Annotated in this window: 31 protein-coding genes and 1 pseudogene; 1 reads left to right on the top strand and 31 read right to left on the bottom strand. The window is 50.2% G+C overall.

The window, feature by feature from the left end:
• Positions 1-3 precede the first annotated feature (3 nt).
• The 26 genes and pseudogenes from CWM61_RS23995 to traM form a co-directional block, all read right to left on the bottom strand.
• Positions 4-546 (bottom strand): hypothetical protein, encoded by a 543-nt coding sequence (locus CWM61_RS23995; protein WP_100632040.1) that lies wholly within the window; start codon positions 544-546, stop codon positions 4-6.
• A gap of 274 nt (positions 547-820) precedes the next feature.
• Positions 821-1,423, bottom strand: a complete 603-nt coding sequence (locus CWM61_RS23990) for a hypothetical protein (RefSeq protein ID WP_048263627.1) — start codon at positions 1,421-1,423, stop codon at positions 821-823.
• A gap of 23 nt (positions 1,424-1,446) precedes the next feature.
• Positions 1,447-1,995 carry a hypothetical protein gene (locus CWM61_RS23985; RefSeq protein ID WP_100632039.1) on the bottom strand — a complete coding sequence of 183 codons (549 nt, stop codon included), beginning with the start codon at positions 1,993-1,995 and terminating at the stop codon, positions 1,447-1,449.
• A gap of 14 nt (positions 1,996-2,009) precedes the next feature.
• Positions 2,010-2,993 (bottom strand): conjugal transfer pilus assembly protein TraU, encoded by a 984-nt coding sequence (gene traU, locus CWM61_RS23980; protein ID WP_223176982.1) that lies wholly within the window; start codon positions 2,991-2,993, stop codon positions 2,010-2,012.
• A gap of 19 nt (positions 2,994-3,012) precedes the next feature.
• Entirely contained in the window at positions 3,013-3,639 is a 627-nt protein-coding gene (gene traW, locus CWM61_RS23975) for a type-F conjugative transfer system protein TraW (protein ID WP_020314628.1), read from the bottom strand.
• Positions 3,639-4,028 (bottom strand): type-F conjugative transfer system protein TrbI, encoded by a 390-nt coding sequence (gene trbI / locus CWM61_RS23970; RefSeq protein WP_100632038.1) that lies wholly within the window; start codon positions 4,026-4,028, stop codon positions 3,639-3,641. The genes traW and trbI overlap by 1 nt, the downstream gene beginning before the upstream one ends.
• Complete coding sequence (gene traC / locus CWM61_RS23965; protein WP_100632037.1) at positions 4,028-6,667, bottom strand: type IV secretion system protein TraC; 2,640 nt, start codon at positions 6,665-6,667, stop codon at positions 4,028-4,030. The genes trbI and traC overlap by 1 nt, the downstream gene beginning before the upstream one ends.
• A 71-nt stretch (positions 6,668-6,738) precedes the next feature.
• Positions 6,739-7,137, bottom strand: a complete 399-nt coding sequence (locus tag CWM61_RS23960; RefSeq protein WP_072198239.1) for a hypothetical protein — start codon at positions 7,135-7,137, stop codon at positions 6,739-6,741.
• Between the two features lie 7 nt (positions 7,138-7,144).
• Positions 7,145-7,468 carry a hypothetical protein gene (locus tag CWM61_RS23955; RefSeq protein ID WP_227521397.1) on the bottom strand — a complete coding sequence of 108 codons (324 nt, stop codon included), beginning with the start codon at positions 7,466-7,468 and terminating at the stop codon, positions 7,145-7,147.
• Positions 7,469-7,510: 42 nt separating this feature from the next.
• Entirely contained in the window at positions 7,511-7,915 is a 405-nt protein-coding gene (locus tag CWM61_RS23950) for a hypothetical protein (RefSeq protein ID WP_100632036.1), read from the bottom strand.
• A complete protein-coding gene (locus CWM61_RS23945) occupies positions 7,912-8,412 on the bottom strand; it encodes a hypothetical protein (RefSeq protein WP_165785305.1) in 501 nt (166 codons plus the stop codon). The genes CWM61_RS23950 and CWM61_RS23945 overlap by 4 nt, the downstream gene beginning before the upstream one ends.
• A 101-nt stretch (positions 8,413-8,513) precedes the next feature.
• Positions 8,514-8,825, bottom strand: a complete 312-nt coding sequence (locus CWM61_RS23940; RefSeq protein ID WP_100632034.1) for a hypothetical protein — start codon at positions 8,823-8,825, stop codon at positions 8,514-8,516.
• Positions 8,826-9,044 carry a hypothetical protein gene (locus tag CWM61_RS23935; RefSeq protein ID WP_004171484.1) on the bottom strand — a complete coding sequence of 73 codons (219 nt, stop codon included), beginning with the start codon at positions 9,042-9,044 and terminating at the stop codon, positions 8,826-8,828.
• 23 nt (positions 9,045-9,067) lie between these two features.
• Positions 9,068-9,352, bottom strand: coding sequence for a hypothetical protein (locus CWM61_RS23930; protein ID WP_060598886.1), 285 nt, complete (start codon positions 9,350-9,352; stop codon positions 9,068-9,070).
• 4 nt (positions 9,353-9,356) lie between these two features.
• Complete coding sequence (locus CWM61_RS23925) at positions 9,357-9,767, bottom strand: hypothetical protein (protein ID WP_100632033.1); 411 nt, start codon at positions 9,765-9,767, stop codon at positions 9,357-9,359.
• A 131-nt stretch (positions 9,768-9,898) separates the two neighbouring features.
• Positions 9,899-10,483, bottom strand: a complete 585-nt coding sequence (gene traV, locus CWM61_RS23920) for a type IV conjugative transfer system lipoprotein TraV (RefSeq protein WP_015632500.1) — start codon at positions 10,481-10,483, stop codon at positions 9,899-9,901.
• Between the two features lie 19 nt (positions 10,484-10,502).
• The gene (locus CWM61_RS29500) at positions 10,503-10,658 is read right to left on the bottom strand and encodes a hypothetical protein (RefSeq protein WP_165785304.1); all 156 of its coding nucleotides are present in this window, start codon (positions 10,656-10,658) and stop codon (positions 10,503-10,505) included.
• Positions 10,659-10,690: 32 nt separating this feature from the next.
• Positions 10,691-11,110 (bottom strand): annotated as a pseudogene (traP, locus tag CWM61_RS23910) (conjugal transfer pilus-stabilizing protein TraP); the annotation flags it as partial.
• Positions 11,103-12,527: an F-type conjugal transfer pilus assembly protein TraB gene (gene traB, locus CWM61_RS23905; protein WP_100632030.1), complete on the bottom strand. Its 1,425-nt coding sequence runs from the start codon at positions 12,525-12,527 to the stop codon at positions 11,103-11,105. The pseudogene traP and the gene traB, both read right to left, overlap by 8 nt.
• Positions 12,527-13,267 (bottom strand): type-F conjugative transfer system secretin TraK, encoded by a 741-nt coding sequence (traK, locus tag CWM61_RS23900; protein WP_023340945.1) that lies wholly within the window; start codon positions 13,265-13,267, stop codon positions 12,527-12,529. The genes traB and traK overlap by 1 nt, the downstream gene beginning before the upstream one ends.
• The gene (gene traE, locus CWM61_RS23895; protein ID WP_020804842.1) at positions 13,254-13,820 is read right to left on the bottom strand and encodes a type IV conjugative transfer system protein TraE; all 567 of its coding nucleotides are present in this window, start codon (positions 13,818-13,820) and stop codon (positions 13,254-13,256) included. The genes traK and traE overlap by 14 nt, the downstream gene beginning before the upstream one ends.
• A 19-nt stretch (positions 13,821-13,839) precedes the next feature.
• Positions 13,840-14,145, bottom strand: coding sequence for a type IV conjugative transfer system protein TraL (gene traL / locus CWM61_RS23890; protein ID WP_004178059.1), 306 nt, complete (start codon positions 14,143-14,145; stop codon positions 13,840-13,842).
• A 13-nt stretch (positions 14,146-14,158) separates the two neighbouring features.
• Positions 14,159-14,527 (bottom strand): type IV conjugative transfer system pilin TraA, encoded by a 369-nt coding sequence (gene traA / locus CWM61_RS23885; protein WP_063267011.1) that lies wholly within the window; start codon positions 14,525-14,527, stop codon positions 14,159-14,161.
• A 48-nt stretch (positions 14,528-14,575) separates the two neighbouring features.
• Complete coding sequence (locus CWM61_RS23880; protein ID WP_049192503.1) at positions 14,576-14,758, bottom strand: TraY domain-containing protein; 183 nt, start codon at positions 14,756-14,758, stop codon at positions 14,576-14,578.
• Between the two features lie 168 nt (positions 14,759-14,926).
• The gene (locus CWM61_RS23875; protein WP_165785303.1) at positions 14,927-15,646 is read right to left on the bottom strand and encodes a conjugal transfer protein TrbJ; all 720 of its coding nucleotides are present in this window, start codon (positions 15,644-15,646) and stop codon (positions 14,927-14,929) included.
• Positions 15,647-15,845: 199 nt separating this feature from the next.
• Complete coding sequence (traM, locus tag CWM61_RS23870; protein ID WP_072145360.1) at positions 15,846-16,262, bottom strand: conjugal transfer relaxosome DNA-binding protein TraM; 417 nt, start codon at positions 16,260-16,262, stop codon at positions 15,846-15,848.
• A 432-nt stretch (positions 16,263-16,694) separates the two neighbouring features.
• On the opposite strand from traM, the gene CWM61_RS23865 reads away from it, so the two are divergent.
• Positions 16,695-17,132: a transglycosylase SLT domain-containing protein gene (locus tag CWM61_RS23865; RefSeq protein ID WP_015632492.1), complete on the top strand. Its 438-nt coding sequence runs from the start codon at positions 16,695-16,697 to the stop codon at positions 17,130-17,132.
• 37 nt (positions 17,133-17,169) lie between these two features.
• Here CWM61_RS23865 and CWM61_RS23860 read toward each other — a convergent pair whose 3' ends face one another.
• From CWM61_RS23860 to CWM61_RS23840, 5 genes are all read right to left on the bottom strand, one after another.
• The gene (locus tag CWM61_RS23860; protein ID WP_015632491.1) at positions 17,170-17,700 is read right to left on the bottom strand and encodes an antirestriction protein; all 531 of its coding nucleotides are present in this window, start codon (positions 17,698-17,700) and stop codon (positions 17,170-17,172) included.
• A 624-nt stretch (positions 17,701-18,324) separates the two neighbouring features.
• Positions 18,325-19,158 (bottom strand): N-6 DNA methylase, encoded by an 834-nt coding sequence (locus CWM61_RS23855; protein ID WP_015632490.1) that lies wholly within the window; start codon positions 19,156-19,158, stop codon positions 18,325-18,327.
• A 46-nt stretch (positions 19,159-19,204) separates the two neighbouring features.
• Entirely contained in the window at positions 19,205-19,435 is a 231-nt protein-coding gene (locus CWM61_RS23850; protein WP_004197732.1) for a hypothetical protein, read from the bottom strand.
• 87 nt (positions 19,436-19,522) lie between these two features.
• Complete coding sequence (locus tag CWM61_RS23845; RefSeq protein ID WP_020316654.1) at positions 19,523-19,870, bottom strand: hypothetical protein; 348 nt, start codon at positions 19,868-19,870, stop codon at positions 19,523-19,525.
• A 65-nt stretch (positions 19,871-19,935) separates the two neighbouring features.
• Positions 19,936-20,316 (bottom strand): hypothetical protein, encoded by a 381-nt coding sequence (locus tag CWM61_RS23840; RefSeq protein ID WP_100632029.1) that lies wholly within the window; start codon positions 20,314-20,316, stop codon positions 19,936-19,938.
• Positions 20,317-20,669 lie beyond the last annotated feature (353 nt).

The following is a 20,669-nucleotide window of genomic DNA, read 5'->3' as shown; positions in this document are numbered from 1 at the left end:
CAATCACATATAGATGATGGTATATAAAGGTATATAGCTGTACAGCGACCAGAACAGCCCCACAGGATCTTTGATCCATACGTTAACCACGACGCCAACACCAAGAAACAGCGCCATACTGACAGAGCACACCAGAATCGGCCCCCCGACATAAAGCGCCAGCCAAAATACCAGGAATGCAGGGATAATCAGCAGAATGGACACTATAGTCGATGCACGCGAGGCCTCCCATCCCCGGTAAATCCAGCATGCTTTGAGCACACCGCTGACCTGCCCGAGCAAAGCATTCAGCCGCCGAAGTTCATGTGCCGTCGCTGATGACTGCCCATGAATCTCGACCTCTCGCATTCTTGCAAGCCACAATATGGCATTCAGACGGTTGATCCCCCCCGGTCGGGGAATGATGCCATAACGCAGCCTGGCAGAGATTTTATCACATGCCTGAGAGGCGTCTGATATACCCGGTATCGATGCCAGAGGGGGAGACTTCAGGGTCATACCGACTGTATGTATCGACGTTTTCACAAACGCATAGTCCTTCAACATGTTGCCTCCCGTCGTACTTATTCCGCGTATCGGCTGATTTTATCTCTGAGGGTTTCGCCAATGAATTGCCAGTCTCTGTATTGCTCAGCCGTTAGTACCTTTTCTTCCATGCTGAAAGTGACCCGTGATGTACATGGAGAAGTCTTCTGAGACTGAACCGGTTGTGAGTCGTATTGTTTCTGTTTTTTTTCCATCATTTCTCCTTTCTTGTCAGACTTACAAAAATACGCAGTTATTTTACAAAGCATACTTTCATGATAACGCCAAAAACCAGTTATTGAGGCGGTAAGTATTCGCAAAGAGCAGCAACAGTAAAAATGGTCACCCCCGAGAGAGAAAACACCACACCACCAACCCCAGACTCTTCTAATGCATATATTGAAATAGAAAATAAAATTATCGCAATACAATAAACACCATGCACAGCACCATTATTACCTGAGGCGAGATAAAGGACAGAACAAAAAGACAGTACTACACTGAGGAAGAGCACGGACAGCGTTTTAATATCCCGCCATCTCCACAGTAACCGGGGTGGTTCTTGTACTCTCTCAGGATATCCTGTTAACACAACAAGAAAGTATCTGACATCCCTGAGTCTGGCCATTTGCCTGTCCACCTCAGTGGTGCAGACAATGCTTTGCCGTTGCTGCCTGACACTTCGGAGGAACAAAAGAAGGCTTTCCTCAAAACAGTCGACTTCCAGGGCACATGGCAGACGTCCTTTAATCAGAGACGCCTGAATGTCAGAAAGCAACCCTTTGATATCGACTGGCAGAACAACCTGTCCATATGCCATCTGCGTTAACGCTTCACTGAGGTCATTAAAAACGGCCTTTATGTATTCAATATCCTTTTTTGTACTGATATCAGTCATGTAGACTCTCCGCATCAAAAATATCAATTCAGCATTACCAGAGGAATGAAACTGTACAACGACCAGTAAATGGCTACGCAGTCTTTGGCCCGGACAGCCACGCCAGTTAAACAGACAAGATATCCCCCCAGGATGACCGAGCTTATCCGTAAGTCGCAACCGACACCTACCGCAAGGGAGAAAATAAGGTACGCTGGCAGAATAAATAATCCGGCCAGCGAATATGCAGCACGGCTTGCTTCCCACTGGCGGTACCGCCAGGTTTCCTCTGTTTTCTCCAGTCTCCGTCTGAAGGCTTTCAGTCCTGTAATCCACAGGCTGAGATCCCTGACTTCTCTTAACGATTTACCGTAAATCCGCACCTGTCGATATCGTTCTGCCCGCAGGAGACAGACCGCATACTCAGCCAGGCGCGAAGAGGGGCATTTTTTGTTTAATAGTGTCATTCGCATGGTATCGAGCACTTCCTGTACCTCCCTGGCAGCCTCCGAACGTTGCAGGATATCATCGGCAATCATCTGGCTGATATTGTGTAAGTCCTGCATCAAACAATCCAGATGCTTATGCTTCATGTTCTGCCTCCGGGTTACAAAAATACGCAGTTACGTTTACGCCACATCAGGTAGCCATAGTTCTTGCGGGAGTTGGGTGGATTTTTGCCGGCCTCCCAGCGCATCACGCTGCGTCCAAGCGGATGGCACTGACCGCTGTCCGGATACATGTTCACCATCTGATAGCGCCAGCGTTCTTTCGGGATGATCGGGGAGGGATATTCGTAACAGACCGCCTTGTCCTTCCCGATACTCTCCATAATTTGTCCCTGCCGGTGGAGCTTGAAGGCCATACGCTCACTGACCAGTACCGACGACTGCAGCGGGCTGGACTCATTACTGACCTGGCCGTTAAACGGGTAAAGTGAGCCGTGGCTGCCACCACACCAGAAAAGCACATCCAGCGGCATATGGAATGCACTGGCCAGCGCATCCGCTGCGCAGGCGCCCTGCGCGATGGGGTTGGCAAACAGGATCGCTTCCGGATTCAGGATGGTGGTGAGGCTGCTGTCCACCCAGGTCGGGTCAATCTCGGACAGATAGGCAATATCCATGTCTCCGCCTTCCAGACAGCCTGCCGACGTGATGATGTTCAGCCAGTACGTCAGCGGGTACTTGTACCAGTGAACGTGATAGAAGGCGCCGTTCACCTGCTTATCGTCCTTTCTCGCGGTTCCCATGCCGGTCTTGCCGAGATTGATACTGAAGCCCCCCAGATTGACCATGCAACCTGGCGAACGGCTGACGTCCGTCATGGCCATCGGCTCCCAGTACCCGATGGCCAGACCGGGGCGAACAAAAAGCGGTGGCGGCGCCGGACACAGCTGCAGGGGATTACCGGGATTGCTGGTATCAGGCAGGTCGCCTTTACCAACCTGCACGCTGCCGAGCGACAGAGGGAAGATGCAGCGCCAGCACACATCGGTGATCGGGTTAACAAACCGGCCCTCACAGGAGGGGTCAGCAGCCGCACTGAGGCTGTACCCCCACAACATCAGGGCACTCAGGAAAAGCGTCAGGGTTTTCACAGAAACATCCTTATTTTACAGGGAAGGTCTCAATATTCAGCCGTTCACCGGAGGGCGCCGGCGTGATCCGCGCCGGGACCGCCGTCAGGCCAAATCGCTTGCTCAGTACGCCGTTCTGGTCGAAATAGATCCGGCTGTCCAGCGCTGCGGAGGTGTCCGGGATACTGCCACGCACCAGGATAATTTTGCTCATCAGGGTTTCCGGCACCTGACGCTTCATCCAGGCCAGCTGGTCGGCATCGTCACCATTGATGAAGTACAGGGTCTGGACAAACGGTACGGTTTTAAGCGGGTTCACCACATCGCCCTTGCGGGCAAACACCCGCCCCTCATTGTCCTTCAGGTCTTCGGTCAGGCGGATGCTGGGATCAAACCAGCGCTGCTCGTATTTCTCCGCACGCTTAATGCCTTCCACCGGCGCCGGACGCTGACTGTTCTCGATAACCCGCTGCTTAAACGCGTCCATCGTCTGGTCCCACTGGCCAGAGGATTGCAGCGACTGCAGACGCTGCGTGATGAGCTGCAGCATGTCCTGCTCCCGGACGGGCCATAAATCCCCCCAGGTACCGAGATCAGCCGCCTGAGTCAGCGGCGATAACAGACAGGCGGCGAGCAGACAGCCTTTCAGTCGTATCATTAATGTTCTCCTTTCATCCGGCGGGCAATGTCGTGCTGGATGTTGCGGGTCACATCGGGCGCGCCCTGAACCACGGCAGGTGAAACCAGAATGACCACATGATGCTGCTGCTGATACTCCGCCAGACTCGTCTCCAGCGCGTCGTTAAACCGATCAGAGAGCGCTTTTGACTGCGCCTCTGTCAGTTGCTTCTGGCTGACACTGTCCATAAAACTGTCGAGCGTTTTCTTCATATCAAAAGCCACCACCCGCGGCGTGGAGTACTCCAGAACCACGCGCGAGAGAAACGCGCTGGTTGCCAGGGCGAAAAGCACGAGAGCGACGATGACAGATATCCGGCGAAAAGTATGAGAGGTCGTACTGACCGGTTGTTCGGTGTTGTTTTTCATCACTGTTTATCCTCCATGTCATTCACCGGTATTCGGGATTCAAGCTCAGCCATTTCGTCTTTAAAGTTGCGGCACGCCAGTCCGTACACCGCATCGTGGATATCGACCCCCTCTTCCCGGCGCGCTTTCATGTACTCAAAATCCGGGCCTTTTGAGGAGTACATCGCCCGGCTGAGCGGGTCGACGAACAGGCGGTGCCAGGAGCAGTTCGCTTCCACCTGCAGCATAAAAGAGGAGAACCACTGCTCTTTGGCCGAGCCGAAACCGTTAATCATGTCTTTCTCCAGCTTGCTGAACTGATCCGGGTACAGCTGGTTATATTTGGCAAACTCCTTCGCTGACTGCTTCAGAATGGCCTTGTACGATGAGTTCCCCCACGCTGCACGTGCGGCGCTCGATGCGGTCGGGGAGTCGAAATCCACGATATTCTGGGTGATGGTGATATAGGCCCCGGTATGCCGGCGTGCCGTCCGGTAGCCCTTCTCGATAAAGGTCCCCACCTTTTCGTTTTTGAAGTCCAGCAGTCGCCAGCCTTCATCGATAACGTTGAGTTTTTTCAGGCTGCGCGGGGACTGGTACATCCGGTTTTCGATATAGATGATGAGCGAGAACATCACCGCGACCAGCAGGGACTGGCGCGACTCCAGCCCGCCCAGCTCAAGGACCACCATCCGGGCATCGTCGTGCAGGGACGGCTCATCAGAGTTGAAGTACTCCCCGTACAGCCCGTTCACCGTGTACTGGTCGAGCAGGATAATCATGTCATCAAGACGGCTGCGCACCCCCGGTGAGTCGGCGTATTCCTCACTGTCTTTCTCGCTCCGGAGAAAGGCCACCACATCATCGATACGCGCCTTGTTGCGCTTACTCAGCCAGGCCGCCCGGACCGCCTGCAGGAGAAGACCTTCGTGCACTTCATCCAGGTTGCCGTTGGGACTGGCCATCACCGACATCTGGTCGCGGATACGCTCGGCGGACAGGTCAAAGTTAGCGTCGTCGAGAATATTGGCGAACGGATTAAACTTCAGCGAGTCGCCGTCGAGATACACGCCGCCCATGTTTTCACACAGGGACTTGTAGCCGTCGCCCATGTCGAACACCCAGGCAAACCCGCCGGAGTCGAGCACGCTGCGAATGAGGGGCTGAATCAGACCGGTTTTGCCCGCCCCGGAGGTGCCGCAGACCGCCATGTTGAAATTGGTATTGTTCATTCCCTCGTAGAACAGGTCGATGAACGCCAGCTGGTTACGGTAGGTGGGCGCCAGGAGTCCTGCCGGCGCCAGCGGACTGTCAGCGACAATCGGCAGAAGGTTGGCCACCTGGAACGTCTCCGCCCGCTTCACCACACCTGCCGCCTGCAGCTCTTTGAACAGGCCTTCGCCGCATTTGAACGGCATCATGGCCAGAAAATTACGCAGGTGATGATAGCGGGCCGGGATAAGCTGGAAGCCACCCTTACGGTAACTGTTGAGCACCTGCTGCTCGGTAGCGAGAGAGGCCTCTGCGTTATCGGCGGTATACGTGGTGATGTTAAAGAAGTAGGACACCAGAGAGGTCTGGTTGGTCGCCAGTCTCTGGCGGATATCGCCCCACTCCTGCATTTCCTTTATCACGTTCGGAAAGTACTTCGCGTAGGAGGTTTTGCTTTTCTTCTCCACGTCCATGAATTTCAGGTTGGCTTCGTTCTGGGTCTTCACCTGGTCCTCCACCATCAGCGTCAGTGTGATGACAAAGGGGCAGGAGATGGAGAGCTCCGGGTTCAGCAGGTTGGCGTAGTTGTCCGCAGCGGTCCAGAGAAAGGCGATTTCCGGGTCACACTCCAGGTGATAGTTCGTCACCCGGGTCACGCACTCTTTCCCGTCCCGCCCCAGGCGGCCAATTTTCAGATGACCGGCAGTGACCTGCATGTCAAAGCTGTCATCCACGCACTGATAGTTCAGGTCCTGATACGGGTCCAGCTTGTACGGCACCCGGTACATCTCATGCGGATCCGGGTTAATCAGCTCCCGCATCAGTTCGACCATCCCGGCCGCATCGAGGATACGCGTCGGAATGTAAGCGCCGCCGAGCGATGCCCGTAACACTTTAATCTGATTCTCCAGCTCCACGATTTGCGTGGTGGAGTTCTTCTTCCGGGGCACGCAGCAGGAGATGTACACGCGGTAGTTTCGCAGCGTCAGGGGCAAATCCAGATTGTCCGGCAGGGGAAATTGTGTTTCCGCCGCCCGGAGATAGTAGGCGCGGGTGATGGAATTAAACTTTTTAGCCTGTTTACCGCTCCAGCGGAATTCACGCAGACCATAGTCGATATCATTGCCGACCAGTTTGCTGGAGACCAGATGAAAACTGACCGGGACGCCCCTGGGAAGTTTGCTGCGCAGTAAATGCTCCAGTGTGGCGACGATACTTTTATCTGCACCGGGTAAAGGACGCGCCTCAAACATAAAACCGACGGTTTTGTTATTAATAAACAGACCGGTCGCGGAATCATAATCCTTATAGGGCAGAATACGGCTGAACTGTGGGAAATTCATGCTGCCCAGCGTGTCATTGGCTTTCGCGGATTCGTCGGGCAGCTTCAGTGCTGATACCAGTGAATTCACAGCCTGGGTGACGGCATCGATGATGTTATTACTCATTCGGGCGTTCCTTTAAGAGCATTTCAAAACAACAAGGGTAATAAATGGCAAGAAGAATATTCACAGCGGCACTAGAAACTCCTTCTTATAATGGAAAACACAGGAATGAAAAACAATAAACACATGGAGGCAATAATCTGACCCATAAAGATCACATCCAACAACACCGCCCCTTTCCACAAACAAATAAGCAGAGTGATAAATAATAAAACCACATGAAAGAAAACAATCAGGAACAGAATGTTCGCTGAGAACTCCACATCACTACCCCCCACCTCTAAGCAGAAAAAATAAAAAACGCACAAACTACAGATGATAAAGACACCATCATGTCGAATACTCTGAAAGAAATCAGGAGAAAACTCTCCGACCAGTCCATTGTACGTCAGCCTGACTCCCAGATAGATGAGCCAGTAGACTGGAGGGATAAACAAAAATCCATACTTTCTAAAAAACAGCATCATATCCACCCCCTGATTATTTGCTCATATCGTTCACTGCGTTAAGTTGTTTTTCACGTACTGCTTTAACCTCTTCTTTATCCTTGCATTCTGATGCCATCTTTTTTGCGTCACCAAAAGTTAATGTCGCTGACGAAGTGACAGTATTAGTTTGAAGAGCCATCCGAAAAGCCTCAGCAGCACAAGGTGTGTCATGAATAATACTTTGCAGTTGTTCAAGAGTAGCGGGCTGCCTATCAAGAAAATTGTCATGCTGCACAAAAAGATATCCAGTTAACACAATTAAAAGAAGAACCACCAAAAAACCATATTGCTGGTCAATTTCTTGTTGTCTTTCCATTGTTCCATCCCTACCGGTCAATCCAGTTTGTTAATCAGCATTTTATTTTGTTTTAGCTTTATATAACTCCCACTGATGGATATATACATCATACTGTCCCTGAGGCACATTAATGATGATGCCATCACAGTCCAGTTTATTAACAGGGCTGGTAAAAGCGCCTGTCGGCATGTTTACCTCAAGTGTCTTGCAGTCGTCTTTCCAGTGTCTACCTGCTTCAAGTTCATCCATCGAAAATGAGTGAATGGAGATAACGAACATCCCGGAAAACCCAACCACCGCTATAAGCGCACAGTATATGAATGTATCGCCTCTGTTAACTCGAAGATTGAATTTTTCAGGGATGGCAACCATTGCCAGCGCACCGACCACACCAATAACAAAAAGAATCAGGCATATACCGTTAAGCCATGCAACGTTATGTCCGAGTATATAGTAAGCTCTCACGCCCCGTTTCCTGTCAGGAAGTTAAAATTAAGTGCATCTCTAACGAGGCCTTTTTCTCTTATTAACACCTCTGATATTTTCTTCACCATGAATTCCGGCGATTCTTCGGGTGGAAAAGACAATGTCATGAGTTCGCTTTCAGCGGGTAGCTTTGCCGTTTTCAACAAATGTATAATCTTTTCTTTTCCATTCAAGGGAACTGGGAAAAACCGCATCACCATGAAATACATCACCAGGCCTGAAACTATGCCTGCAAACATCCCCCACGCAGAATAATCACAAAGATAAAATTCTGCCATTATTAAAACACCGCTAAAAACAATTGCAACAGAAGTACGGGGGGAATAGCCACCCTGCCTCCCTTTATACTTATCCATTATCATCATGATAAGAACAATTCTGGATTCAATTTCCCCTAATCTTTCATACCATAAGGAGAGTTGTTCAGGAGAAAGCCTGGCAATATCTTTATGTTTTTCGATTATTTCACTCATCATTAAACCTTATTAAAAAAGCGGGAAACGATATTGAAGAGTTTTTTTGCAAACACGCCACCTTGCAATTCACGCGAGAGTGTTAATACTGACCATCGGTCTTACTATTCACCTGCCCCCATCCGTTCAAAGGAATAAATCAAGACATAAAACATATAAAAGATGACTGTGGCTGTAAAAAATCCCGTTATTACTGACAGCGTCAAATCAGGAGAACCGGTCCACATGTTTTTATCCATGAATACCATGAAAGAAAATAAAGCACTGAGACCTGTAAGCCCAAACAACATTAAAATACAGGCAAGCGTATCTCTTACAAAAACACCAATAATTACATAGCCGTAACCACAGATAATGATTGCCATTGCAAAAAAAAGTCGTACAAACCCATCAAAACTTAACTGGTATTCAGCCATTTACCCACCCTCACTCAATGTTTCCATCACGCTGTTCAAAGGCTCGCGGGTTTTAATTTCAATGCACTCTCCTGTATTACTTCCGTAACCTCTGCCTCCACGTGCTTCGAGTACCCGTAGCATTTTTATGCAGACATCTGTATTAGGCATGGGAGTAATATCCCAAATTCCACCACCACTACTCGGTGTCATCAGCACCAGAAAAATAAAGGCATGCATACTTTATTGCCCATGTTTATATATTAACGACTGAATATCCCTTCGATTAACTCCTGTAAGGTGACCGGCTTTTTCCCGCTTATCGCCTGTTCATACTCATCTGTACTGACATTTTCAATGACATCACCACACTGAAGCCGGTTTTGCGTGGGAGAGAATAAACCTTTATCAATATTCCTCTCCAGCAAGTGGCAGTCATGAGTCCAGTGGTGTGCTAGCGCTTCTGGTACAGGGTCATTACTGAAAGCAAACAGCAATAGATATACTGAAAAAGCAAGAGCAAGCAGCCATTTGAATAATTCATCCATCACGTTACTTACCCTCCGTGCTAAGTTTATTAACCTCTGCCTTATCTCTGTATCTCACATCCATATACCGTGTTACGCCATCCGGACAAGACCAGCCATCTTTCGCTTTAGCCAGAAACCCTGCCTGCTGCGCTTCAAATGCGGAGATTCTGCAGTTTTTCAGCGTATAGTTGACATCCTGTTTTCTGGTTTGAATCTGTTTATATGTTGACTCAGGCTCAAGAAAGCCAAAAACTTCTGTAATCGCGACGACAATACACATTATCAGAATGATTGACTTACCCCACCATGACACAAACAACCTCTGCAAAAAGAAAGACATTACTACGGCAGTGCCAACAATCAACATCAACATAAAAATATATGACGAATCTTCGCGCAAAAGCAGCCATAGATATTTTATTGAGTCAGTCATTTTTCAAATCCTTTCATTTTTCGTTATCGACGTTCATTTCACACGCTACCGCCCATCCCTTTCAACGCAGAGGGCACTCGTTATAATTCAGAAATGAAAACTTACTGCAGCGCCAGTAATGGCGCTGTGAATCAATTAAGGCGAGGTTGTCCCCACGCCGATGGTGTCACGACAAAAAGAACCGTTGCTGGCTGGTGATATACATCATCTGCATCCACATACGGCGCTATCCACAATGACGTTGTCTCCTCCCCTTTTCTTAATGGTCGGGGATAATTACCTGGCAGCGTTGATGGCGACGTAAACGTTGACGCCACAACTGGTAAAGACATTTTCACTACCGGCAAAGACTGGCTCCTTTTCTCGGTTTCGAAATATGCTGCCTCATTCTTTGCCGTTGGATTATTTAGGTACACTGCCCGTGCTCGATCTTTCTCCGCTGCCACTCTGGCCCGGTTCAGGTTAGGTTGAGGCGGCAACGGGTACGAATTAACTGACGTGGTTCTGAAATTACCCTCAGCCAGTTGTGGCAACCCGGCCGCAGCCGGCTTTGCGTCACTGCGTTCCTCTTTCAGCTTCGCTTTTTCATTTGCCTGCTCCATCGTCATACAGGTATCCGACGTCGTGGCATTACATTGAAATTCGGTCTCTGTGCCCGCACACCCGGTTAAGAGCAAAGCGCTGCCCAGAGGAATTAACAGCATTAATTCCTTCATATATTCACCCGTAATCTGTTTATTTTTTAAAAATCGATTTCCAGTCAGTCTTCCTGAATACTGCTTCTGCAAGATTATTAGCAGCCCTTACAAGCTCCTCATAAATTTTGGGGTCTAAATAATTTGCAGATTGAGGTACAGGCTTAGGCTCCTTTTTCTCCTGCTTCCTGTTCATTACGCAGGTACCCCCCCTGACATCCTTCACCCGAGAAATCCCCTGCGGACAGGAGTCCTACGGAAAACCACAGCCATCCCGGTAAACACCACAGACATAAGCAGCCAGAGCCAGAGAATATTATGCGTATAGCTCTGGTCGATACATGCTGCATACCCTGCCGCATCCGTACTGACGGTGGTGCAGTCTTCCTGTAAAACCGGAGGCAGTGGTGCGTTCACCGCATCACCATTGAGTTCTTTCGGCCCGGTGCAGTCCTGAATGACATATCCCTCCTGCTGCACAGACTCTACGGTTTTCACCAGCGTCTGGCCGAACGTGTACGGTCCCGTCCGGAACACCAGAACAACCAGTAACATCATCATGGCCAGCGGATAGACCACCGCACACTTAACCAGCCAGTGAGCCCAGCGCAGTGCTGACAGAACAGCAGTAATGAGAGACTTAGCCATTATTTTCCCCCTGCGGCGCTGCGCCCGGAGAGAACTCACGCGGATCAAGTTTGCCCAGCTTCTTCAGCATCTCGTCAGTATTGAATCCGTTCATACCGCCGCCTGACTGATGATGTGCATCAGCCTGCGGTGCTGGCTCCGCCTCCTGATTCTGAGCCTGCTGTTGCCCGTTCTTTTCCGCTTCCAGTTCCTCAATGGTTTTCAGCTGAAAACCATCCTGAAAGACCACGGTTACTTCATTGCCGGCGCCAATCGGAATGACCGGGTGATACTGCTCGGCCCTTTTGATGTAGTACTCGCTCAGCGTCTGCGCAGCTTTAGATGCACCACCGCCGACGCCCATTTTCAGAACATCACCGGCGCCAACAGATGCGGTTGCCCCCAGGCCAACTGCCGGCTGTGAAGCCCGTTCCATGCCCTGACCAATACCGTCAACAAAACCGGCGCCCCATGCCCAGCCGAGGATTTTGCCGTTGCGCATCACCACTTCACCTTTCACGCCGTTCTTGCCCATAAAGGACACATGCCCGGCTATCGGCTGGTCGATGGTTTTGTCGCCTTTGATGCAACTGATATTCCGGGTACGAACGATGGCGCGCTCACTGGAGACGTCCCCCCAGGCTTCGAGCCCCACAAAACACCCTGTCAGGTCGTAGGTTTTGCTGTTTGGCATTTCCACGCGACCGGTGATACGCAGCTGCATCGGTACAGTGGATTCATTCCCGGTAACAGACGCGTTGGCATCTGCCCCCTCGATAAGCATGCTTTTTGCAAAGCTCCCCGACGGAATGTACGGCAATGACTTCGCTTTCTTTCCTTTGTCGTAACTGAACGTTTTACGCTGTATCTGGTTTGGTACCGGCACAGACTGGTAGCTGACCTGCGGCGGCGGTGTCATACCATTCCCCGGATAGAATGCCGTCGGAGGCGGTACCGCGGCGCCGGTCTGCGGCGGATAACTGGCTGGCTGCGGCTCACCTTCCGGCCCGGGTGGCGGTGACGGAGGAGTCGGCGCGGGCTCGCCACCAGAGACAGCCGGTTTCACGCCCAGCGCCTTCAGCTGATTCTGCATGGCTTCATTGTCACTGCTGAGTTTGTCGATACGTATCTGGTCAGCGGTTCGCGCCTTACTCAGCAGGTCCACTTCCCCCTGCAGGGAGTCAAAACGCTTGTTGAGATCAGCGGCAGTCGCCTGCATTTCGGTGGTCGCGTGCTGCTCCACCTTACTGTTGAAGCTGCTGTCGACCACCCCGGTCATATCCGGCGCGGGTTCGCCCTGAGCCGGGGCTTCCTCATCAGAGCTCATGTTCAGATCTGACAGATACAACCCGCCTCCGACTGCTGCTGCGCCGCCCGCCAGAATGAGTCCCAGCCAGATATATTGCTTACGTTTGATCAGCGTGTTGAAGTTGGCCATCAGCGCTTCACTCCTTCATCTGACGTCGTGACCCAGATCTGCATGCGACCACCGGCGGTCAGCAAGCCCGCCGGGGTACTGAACATGACGGCACGTGTTCCGGGCTGCCAGAAATCGCTTTCACGCACCATACGGGGCGACAGGGAGACATTGTCCAGACTGTAACGGACAACTTTCAGGTGATGACCGACCCAGACCCTGTCGGCAGTGGCGCGCAGACCAGCTGGCACCTGCAGCACTTCAGAAGTGACGGGGACAGACTGATACTCATCGGGTACGCTGCCCTGGCGCACGGCGCGATTCAGCGAAACCAGTAACGATTCATAGGGGTTCGACTCTTCCCAGGCTTTTGCCGGACCGGGTGTCCCCGCCAGCTCGCTGACCAGCTGAATTGTCCGGCCTGAGCCTGCACGGGGCACGGCACGAATGGAGAAGTTCAGCCCGCGTTCGGTTTCCACAATGAAGGTGAATGGTTTTTTACTGACGGTCGCCAGAATGGCGCCGCCGCTGTCGGTCTGCTCCTGGTTTGTCAGGCCACCGTCCAGGCTGTTTATCGCCGTGATGCGATCGCCAGGTACTGTGAACAGATTCGGATCGGTGTTACTCACGGCAATATTTGCCTGACCGCCATTGGTCAGGGGGACCACTGTCGGTGCCAGCGTACCGCTGAGGGTCGCTGACATCGCGGGGGCGACCAACAGCAGACAGCATGAAATAAATAACGGGTTAATTTTTTTCATTATTTATTTCTCCAAAACGCGCCAGCCAGCTGACACCATCGACACGACTGAACTGAATGACATAGCTTTTAATTTCACTGTAGGGTTTGGAATCCCCAATCCACGTTTTCAGCTCACCCCGGATATCCACGCGGTTCTCTGCCGGCCAGGCACGGATCGACGTCATATAAAAGGTGGCATTAACGTTATTGTCTTTAATGCGTTTCGCATCTTCAGCCAGCTGGACCTTGAGGCTGTTCTGCGAGGCGGGTAATACATACCGGAGTAGCTGCTGATGCTGAGCATCAACCGTTTCCGGGGTGACATTCAGACGCAAGGCAACAAAGGACATGCCCAGCTGCTCAATATAAGAGGCGTCAGCCTGGTTCTGAGACACCGCAAAGGGAGCACTGAATAACATCGGTGTCACTGCCACTTTCTGTTCCGTCTGGAGACGGTAATTATTTATGCCCTGGATAATATTGGTCGCAAGACTGAGGGTCAGGAGTGTCCCCAGACTGATAAATCCCACAGCGATAACGCGGGTGGTATTTTGTCTGGCACCATGTTCCATATGTTATTTCCCCGTTTATTTATTTAATCCACTGCCGGAAACAGGAGTCCGGAACATCATGAAAGAAACCTTTAAGAAGGGAGGTTGGCAGATACCAGTAAATCAGGTCGCGTAGCCAGGAACTGCCCCGCCCTTTTTTCAGTTTCTTGATACCCCAGAAAACCAGTGCCGCTGCAGCCATACCAAAAATGAACTTGCTGGTCCAGAAACCCCAGCCGAGACAAATCACGGCCGGGATAAGTTCATCGAGATATAAGCCAAACCAGCGGGACTGGTTAGTCAGTGTTTCCGGGAAACGGTATCGCTTTAATTCGTCTCCCGTCATCACGAGCGTCCTGTCAGTAACCGGCGACTGACATACCGATGGTGATAAAGGTGGAAATAATCGCGAAGCCGAACAGGAACTTCACGTTTTTGGTCATCATGTACATGATGCCGCCGGCGACGACTTCTGCCAGAACCACCCATTTGACGACGCTGGAAGACTTACCAAACGTGCCTTTAACGGTCGCATCCCCGGATTTCATCAGGTCGGTTGCCGTGGTGGTGGCCATCGCAGCATCCGGGAAGAACGCCGCCACAGCAGCAACCGGCAGCGCAACTTTAGCGACTTTCAGGGCTTTCTTTTTATTGAAAACGCGGGACATAAAAGACGGTTTTGTTTTTTCAGAGACAGCAGAGCCCTGAACACTTAATACAGCATTCATATTTATTTCCTTTAAAAAGAATGGTTGATATATAAAACAGATTTTTGACTATGATGTTAAATCCTCTTCCTTTTCACCTCCTGGTACGGCTAGTTCCGAGTTATAAAAGTCCGGAAAACGTTCTAGATGATCTTTCAGTCTCAAATAAGCTTCAGCTGTTTTACTTCTTCTGCTTCTGTCTTTTGCTTTGATGAGTCGACGATTAGTTTCTTCATCTAATTTTAAAAGCACATTTTTTCCAGGCGCAGGTCGTGCGTTGCTCCTAATCGCTCTTTCCAATCGACCTCCAAAGTAAGATTACCAACCTTTAATAAATCTTACATTGGAGGATTTAAAAGTAAACAAACTAAGGAGAAATCTTGAGTAAATTATTTTCACAAATCAAAAGTACCGACGGTACTATTGATTTAACAAAAAATTAACACCACCTTTTAATATCGAAACCACATTCGATATAAACTTTTCATAACTTAGAGTATAGATCGATGACATTATGATATAGTCACGATCATCAAAGCTCAGTTCCTTTTTTATTTTACTAACTGTATTTTTTGAGGTTTGCACCCCAACACCTGTAATCTTAGAAATAGATGCATGAGAAAACCCAACCGCATACAGATTAAAGATAGCCCAGTCAGACTTTGCTGAACGCTGAATTCTTTCGATATATCTTTGCATCTTTATAGAAAAGTCATTGTATTCCATTGAAGGATGAGGTATCGGTTCATCTTCATTTATAAAAACCCATTTACTGTATGTATCTTCATTAATCGAGAACGTTTCAATAAAAACAGTCCAAAGTGAACCTGCCAACCAAATATTTTTAACAAGTACAGCAGAACCTTCTGAAAATGATTTCAGTTCTGACTGCATCAGTTCCAGTTTGATCTCCAGGGAGAGATCCAGAAACCAGCTTCCAGGTGCTCTGGGTGTATCAAATGCTCCAGTTCCACCAGATGTTAAGAAAATTTTGTCAAAGGTTGGGCTGGTGTGAATTACTTCGCCCCGGGAATCACGAATAAAAGCAGGGCAAGATGAAATATTAAGCATCTCGCGCATAGAATGAATGGAATCTGTTTGACTGCGCACAGCAATATGACTACGATCCTTCGCACACATAGGCGCCTCCTGGAAAGGACACTATGGATAGTTGACGTTCGGGGGGACTAGCCCCGGACGTCAACGCTTCAACAAATTTTATTACAACCCTGTAAGTATTCTATATTCCTTATTCTTCCATGTCACTTTTTAAAGCTAGATCATTATTCTTTTTTTACTGCTGAATTAATTACAAACCACCATAAACACACACCAGCTCTTACTCTTCTTCCTGCTCGGGGAAGAAGTGAGAAATAACATCTTTTGCATCTTCTCGAATGTTACTCACCATGCTGCGGAACTCGAATCGTTCATCACCTGTAACATGAGGGCTTAGAGAGCCAATAGCCAAAAGTTTGGATACGGTAAACTGAGTCTTCATGACATTCTCAAGCAAAATCTTATTAAACTCAGTTTGGTTAAACCCTGAATCTTTTCTTTCCATTTGAGCCTCATAAACCCTAAGCCCTAATTCAAGGAGCATCGAAGCGACACTTGAAAAACTGACATCCTTTTCCTTTGCCCCTTCAGCCCTTCGCTTTTCCACTATTGCATTAATTTTCTCTGCAACTTCATCACTAGCATAAGCTTGTACCCTGGCCATATCGGTTCCTTTATTAAAAACAGCATCAAGCAAGTTATTATGGCGAGAAGATAACGCGAGTTTACCTTCTTTACAACTCTAAACTTAAGTCTAGAGTCTAAGAAAGTTGCATTACGAGTCACATGGCGACTTAAGTCTAGAGTTAAGTCGCTTTAAATATATGATTATAAATGAGTGAGTCATAAATGAGTCGCTATAGACTTACCGACGACTTACTACTGACTCGCCGGCAACTCACATATATATAAATAAAAATAACATAACGTAATATAACTACAGTTAAGCCACTGAAGCTAAAGTGAAATCTGCAAAATTTTAATTTTGCGTAGTGTGTGGTGATTTTGTGGTGAGGAGTGCATATCTGTTGAGTCTGGTTCTGGTCTGGGTTAACGTATTTGCAGGAATCGACCCGGAGGGAGTCTTTTGAGAAAACAACTGGTATTAGCCACCCTGCTTTTAATTTCCATGCCTGCCTGGTCTGCGGATTGTTTTGATATGGCAGGACGGGACTATCGAATAGATCCCGATCTGCTGCGGGCTATTTCATGGCAGGAGTCTAAATGGAAGGTGAATGCCATCGGGAAAAACCCGGGAGCTGGCTACGGTGCCGGACTGATGCAGATCGACTCGCAACACCAGGGTGAACTGTCGCAGTACGGTATTAAACCGGGACACCTTCTGACTGATGCCTGTCTGAATATTTACACCGGTGCTTATTATCTGGCACTGGCTTTTAAAAAATGGGGAGTCAGCTGGGAGGCAGTCGGCGCCTACAACGCCGGGTTCCGGAGAACGGACAGGCAGGCCATGCGACGACTGGAGTACGCCAGGAAGATTGAGGCCATCTACCTGGCTATCAAGAAAAATAAAAATGCCGGCCAGTCATCTTTAACAACAAAATGAAGACCTCATTCCTGAGGTCTTCAGAACAGGGAAGTGATTAATCAATTGCCCGCCATATTAAATGCCGTTCGGGATGATGAATAATGCTGATATAATCCTTCAGTGCATCCTGCCGTGAAACCAGACGCCTGCAGATCTGGTCATATTGCGGCCCCATTTCAGCCACGTGCCATGACAGCCTGTTCATAATCATCAGCGTGGCAATAATGCCTGCTGCATCAGCGCTGACCTCACCTTCGAAATAATTTCCCGGGATGCACATCCTGTAACGCTGCTCACCTTCAGGTGCGATATATCCGGTCTGCGTGGTAATGAACTGGATGCTGTTGGGTGCAATATTCCCGCCGACACCCTGTGGAATAACCCAGTAAGACCAGGAACCGCCGTCGTATTCAGAATGCTGGCGTAACCAGTTCGCGGCCATAGTATCGGCTAACGGCGTAAAAAAGAGCTCCGGGATAAAATCCAGGCGAGCTTTACCATTGGTTACGGCACTGCGCAGATATTTATCTGTTTTAAACTGTTCGTCTGATTCACGAGTGGCGGTGTTGACTTTCATTGTGCGCATACTGATTTTCTCCTTCGCGGTTTATTAAATCGTTCGACTTCATCACTGAGCGGCGAAGGGCAATTTGCAGCCGACGGGGAGGAAATAAAGGGGCGCGCGGCGTTTATATACCCCTTTATTTCCTCCACGGCTGATGCTAAAAGCAGCCCTCCGCGAAAGATGAAGTCGGGCGATATCGAGCAGGAGTGAGAATGCGCACAACCCTGAACGTCAATCCGGTGTTTATCGGATTCTCGTTCAGGCCCTGGAGTGGCGGGTATTTATCGCCACGGTGAGAGCGGCGCATCCTGATAAGGATGCAGCAAGCGAGATTTTGAATTTGCGTCAGGATGGAAGCCCGACAGGGCAGAGACAGCTTGCTGGCTCTGTTCACGACAGCCGTGTCCCGACAGGGACGACGCCCGGGTCAGTATTTATTTAATCTTTCATCAGAGATAAATAGCGGAAAAGATACACAGCAGAATAGCGGAAGCGATGTAACAGGGATGAATAAAGAATATTGATGAGATAATACCGCGCCGGAGTAATACGGGCGGCGCGTAGCGCAGCCGGTATTATTCAGCGCCACAGGCGCTGCGGCCTTTCAGCGCAGTCGGGCAGGTTATCCCCTGCCCTTCCGGTTATTTACGCGGCCTCCTGTATTCCGCGCATAAAGTCCCGCATAGCCCTGAACCGGCGCAGATCTGCCAGTCGTTTTTCAAAGTCATTGAGGTAGAAAACCGGGGTATACCTCACCCGCCGGATCTGCATCGTGAGCGTGTTGCCCGTCACCACTTCCGCCGCTATCCCCAGCAGTGACAGCTGGATGAATGCCATATCGGCCGCCACCGGATCGATGTCAATGCAGCTGCCGAACATGTGCATGGAGGGGTTGATATCCGCTTCAAGCAGGCACTCTGCATAGGCGATCAGCATCCCGGCAGCCCCACACGCCGGATCGCTGACGGTGGCAATCCCTTCCCGGCGGATAGTGTCTCTGACGCCTGGCATCAGCATCCGCGCCATCAGACACTGCACTGAATACGGGGTAAAATACTGCCCGCGAAAGTTATCTCCGAGTTCAAGCTCCATGAAAATGGCACCGAGAAAATCATGAAATTTCGCCTCCAGCGCACACACCATCAGGCAGAACATTTCCTGCATGTTCGCGATGTCGGTGGCCTCGTACCGGGCGCAGATTTTCCGGCAGTGCTCCATGCTCTCCGGCGTTCTTATCCGGGCCATATCCAGCTCACTGGCGGCGAGTGACAGAAAATCACTGAACACTTCCCAGCGCCCAAGATGGCGGCCCGTATCCTTAAAAAGGCTGATAAAACGGCCCCGGCTGTACTGCTCGCTCATCATACGATGAACCGCAGGCACCTGTTCCGCGATCTGCTGCCCTGCCTGAATGACAGGGCTGTTATCCGCAGTTTCTCTGGCCATATTGAACACATCGGCAAAACTCAGCTGTGACATAGCATTATCTCCGCTGTTGCCGCTCCCGAAGGAGCGGCTCACCTTATCAGTTACATGCGCGTTTGAGTTCAAGCGTGCGGAGCACCTGCCCGAAGGCGGTGTTGTTCATCGCGGGGATATGGACACCACGCCCCTTGCGAACGCTCCGGGCAATATGCCGCCCGAAAGCCTTCAGCGCCGGGTCAATCTCCTGTGCGGCGATGTCGTCCCGCAGGTTGCGCTGATGACGGCGGGGCTTTACAGCCTCAGTGGAAGGTGAAAGAATAGATAGGTTCATATGTACCTCTAAGTTAATTTGAACAGCCGAAAAAATCGTTACCGCGACTTTTACGGCGTGGATAAAGCAGGGTTTTCCCTGCTTTTTTCATTTCCGGAACAGGTTAAATTCCTCCTTAATGCGCGTTGTAATCTGCGCATGGCTCAGGTTGCACACATCCCGCAGCCGGAAATATCTGGCTCCGTAGCGGGCGTATATCTCTGTCACGTCACAGCAGACCATCTCCTGCAGCATGAACGTTTCCCACTCGCCGTTCTCACTTGTTGACCAGTTGAGCGGATACATCAGGCCCAGCGCCTCGTGAAAGGCATGAACGTCGATTTCTTCCGGTGCTTTCACCGCATCGTTACGGCGACTCAACCAGTACGCACGTTCTGCCTCTGCGGTGGTCTGCATTCCCAGGACTGCAGAGGATTCGATCAGGTGTAAGTTCATACATCTCTCCTTATGTGGATCACCGGCGGCCCCCGGACCGCCAGATGTTGGGTAAAAAAGCAGATTCATGGCATAAGGCGTTCAGCGCGCATTGAGTCAGCAATGTATTTGCGTGCGTCATTCCACGCTTCCTCACCGATATCACCATAAAGAAGCTCAACGAGTTTCCGGGACTGAAGCCACGGTTGTGCAACGCCGAAATGCACCTGCAGAACGTCAGCGTGCCAGTCAACCACTCCCGCACCCAGGACGTTATCAGCCATGCGCATCAACGTGCCCCATACCAGTTCACTTCTTTCGCTTTCTCTCAGGCGCTTGTTTTTAAGCTCCGCCAGATACATAAGGAGGCTCTTTTGCTCGCTAATCGCGTTGGCCAGAAGGTTTTCAACCCATCTTTCGGTAGATTCTTTGGTGGCGGTTTTGACGTTGACGTTCTGTGTGTTCATTCTGCTTTTCCTCTGGTCTGGTGGTTAATCCATCTCTCGGTGAGTTCCCTGGCGGCAAAGGGCAAAGGAGCAACGTCGTAAGGAGGAGAACAAGGGGCGGAGACAAAAAGTTTTTGCGGTCCCTGGCAAAAAGTTTTTGGCGGAGTTTATTTACCCCTTGGGTGACGACACGGCGGTGCTACGACCAGCCCTTCGCCGGGGAACGGACGAGAGATGACTCACCAGGGGAAGGGATGAGAATGAACACACCCGACACGACGGAACGGCGTGGCGCCATCAGAGTGCCGGTAGCTTTATCGCCGGCACGGTGAAAGCGGCGCGGCCGGAACGGTCGCAGCAAGCGCTGCCGTTGA

This window comes from Klebsiella sp. K-Nf6 (assembly GCF_002806655.1).
In the GTDB taxonomy this organism is placed as follows: domain Bacteria; phylum Pseudomonadota; class Gammaproteobacteria; order Enterobacterales; family Enterobacteriaceae; genus Klebsiella; species Klebsiella variicola.
Note: the sequence above shows the minus strand (reverse complement) of the source record. Positions and strands in the feature narration are given on the sequence as shown.

Coding starts and splice junctions, on each gene's coding strand:
- CWM61_RS23995 (WP_100632040.1), bottom strand. CDS start 546: ATGTTGAAGGACTATGCGTTTGTGAAAACGTCGATACATACAGTCGGT.
- CWM61_RS23990 (WP_048263627.1), bottom strand. CDS start 1,423: ATGACTGATATCAGTACAAAAAAGGATATTGAATACATAAAGGCCGTT.
- CWM61_RS23985 (WP_100632039.1), bottom strand. CDS start 1,995: ATGAAGCATAAGCATCTGGATTGTTTGATGCAGGACTTACACAATATC.
- traW (WP_020314628.1), bottom strand. CDS start 3,639: ATGATACGACTGAAAGGCTGTCTGCTCGCCGCCTGTCTGTTATCGCCG.
- trbI (WP_100632038.1), bottom strand. CDS start 4,028: ATGAAAAACAACACCGAACAACCGGTCAGTACGACCTCTCATACTTTT.
- traC (WP_100632037.1), bottom strand. CDS start 6,667: ATGAGTAATAACATCATCGATGCCGTCACCCAGGCTGTGAATTCACTG.
- CWM61_RS23955 (WP_227521397.1), bottom strand. CDS start 7,468: ATGGAAAGACAACAAGAAATTGACCAGCAATATGGTTTTTTGGTGGTT.
- CWM61_RS23945 (WP_165785305.1), bottom strand. CDS start 8,412: ATGATGAGTGAAATAATCGAAAAACATAAAGATATTGCCAGGCTTTCT.
- CWM61_RS23940 (WP_100632034.1), bottom strand. CDS start 8,825: ATGGCTGAATACCAGTTAAGTTTTGATGGGTTTGTACGACTTTTTTTT.
- CWM61_RS23935 (WP_004171484.1), bottom strand. CDS start 9,044: ATGCATGCCTTTATTTTTCTGGTGCTGATGACACCGAGTAGTGGTGGT.
- CWM61_RS23930 (WP_060598886.1), bottom strand. CDS start 9,352: ATGGATGAATTATTCAAATGGCTGCTTGCTCTTGCTTTTTCAGTATAT.
- CWM61_RS23925 (WP_100632033.1), bottom strand. CDS start 9,767: ATGACTGACTCAATAAAATATCTATGGCTGCTTTTGCGCGAAGATTCG.
- traV (WP_015632500.1), bottom strand. CDS start 10,483: ATGAAGGAATTAATGCTGTTAATTCCTCTGGGCAGCGCTTTGCTCTTA.
- CWM61_RS29500 (WP_165785304.1), bottom strand. CDS start 10,658: ATGAACAGGAAGCAGGAGAAAAAGGAGCCTAAGCCTGTACCTCAATCT.
- traB (WP_100632030.1), bottom strand. CDS start 12,527: ATGGCCAACTTCAACACGCTGATCAAACGTAAGCAATATATCTGGCTG.
- traK (WP_023340945.1), bottom strand. CDS start 13,267: ATGAAAAAAATTAACCCGTTATTTATTTCATGCTGTCTGCTGTTGGTC.
- traE (WP_020804842.1), bottom strand. CDS start 13,820: ATGGAACATGGTGCCAGACAAAATACCACCCGCGTTATCGCTGTGGGA.
- traL (WP_004178059.1), bottom strand. CDS start 14,145: ATGACGGGAGACGAATTAAAGCGATACCGTTTCCCGGAAACACTGACT.
- traA (WP_063267011.1), bottom strand. CDS start 14,527: ATGAATGCTGTATTAAGTGTTCAGGGCTCTGCTGTCTCTGAAAAAACA.
- CWM61_RS23875 (WP_165785303.1), bottom strand. CDS start 15,646: ATGTGTGCGAAGGATCGTAGTCATATTGCTGTGCGCAGTCAAACAGAT.
- CWM61_RS23865 (WP_015632492.1), top strand. CDS start 16,695: ATGCCTGCCTGGTCTGCGGATTGTTTTGATATGGCAGGACGGGACTAT.
- CWM61_RS23860 (WP_015632491.1), bottom strand. CDS start 17,700: ATGCGCACAATGAAAGTCAACACCGCCACTCGTGAATCAGACGAACAG.
- CWM61_RS23855 (WP_015632490.1), bottom strand. CDS start 19,158: ATGTCACAGCTGAGTTTTGCCGATGTGTTCAATATGGCCAGAGAAACT.
- CWM61_RS23850 (WP_004197732.1), bottom strand. CDS start 19,435: ATGAACCTATCTATTCTTTCACCTTCCACTGAGGCTGTAAAGCCCCGC.
- CWM61_RS23845 (WP_020316654.1), bottom strand. CDS start 19,870: ATGAACTTACACCTGATCGAATCCTCTGCAGTCCTGGGAATGCAGACC.
- CWM61_RS23840 (WP_100632029.1), bottom strand. CDS start 20,316: ATGAACACACAGAACGTCAACGTCAAAACCGCCACCAAAGAATCTACC.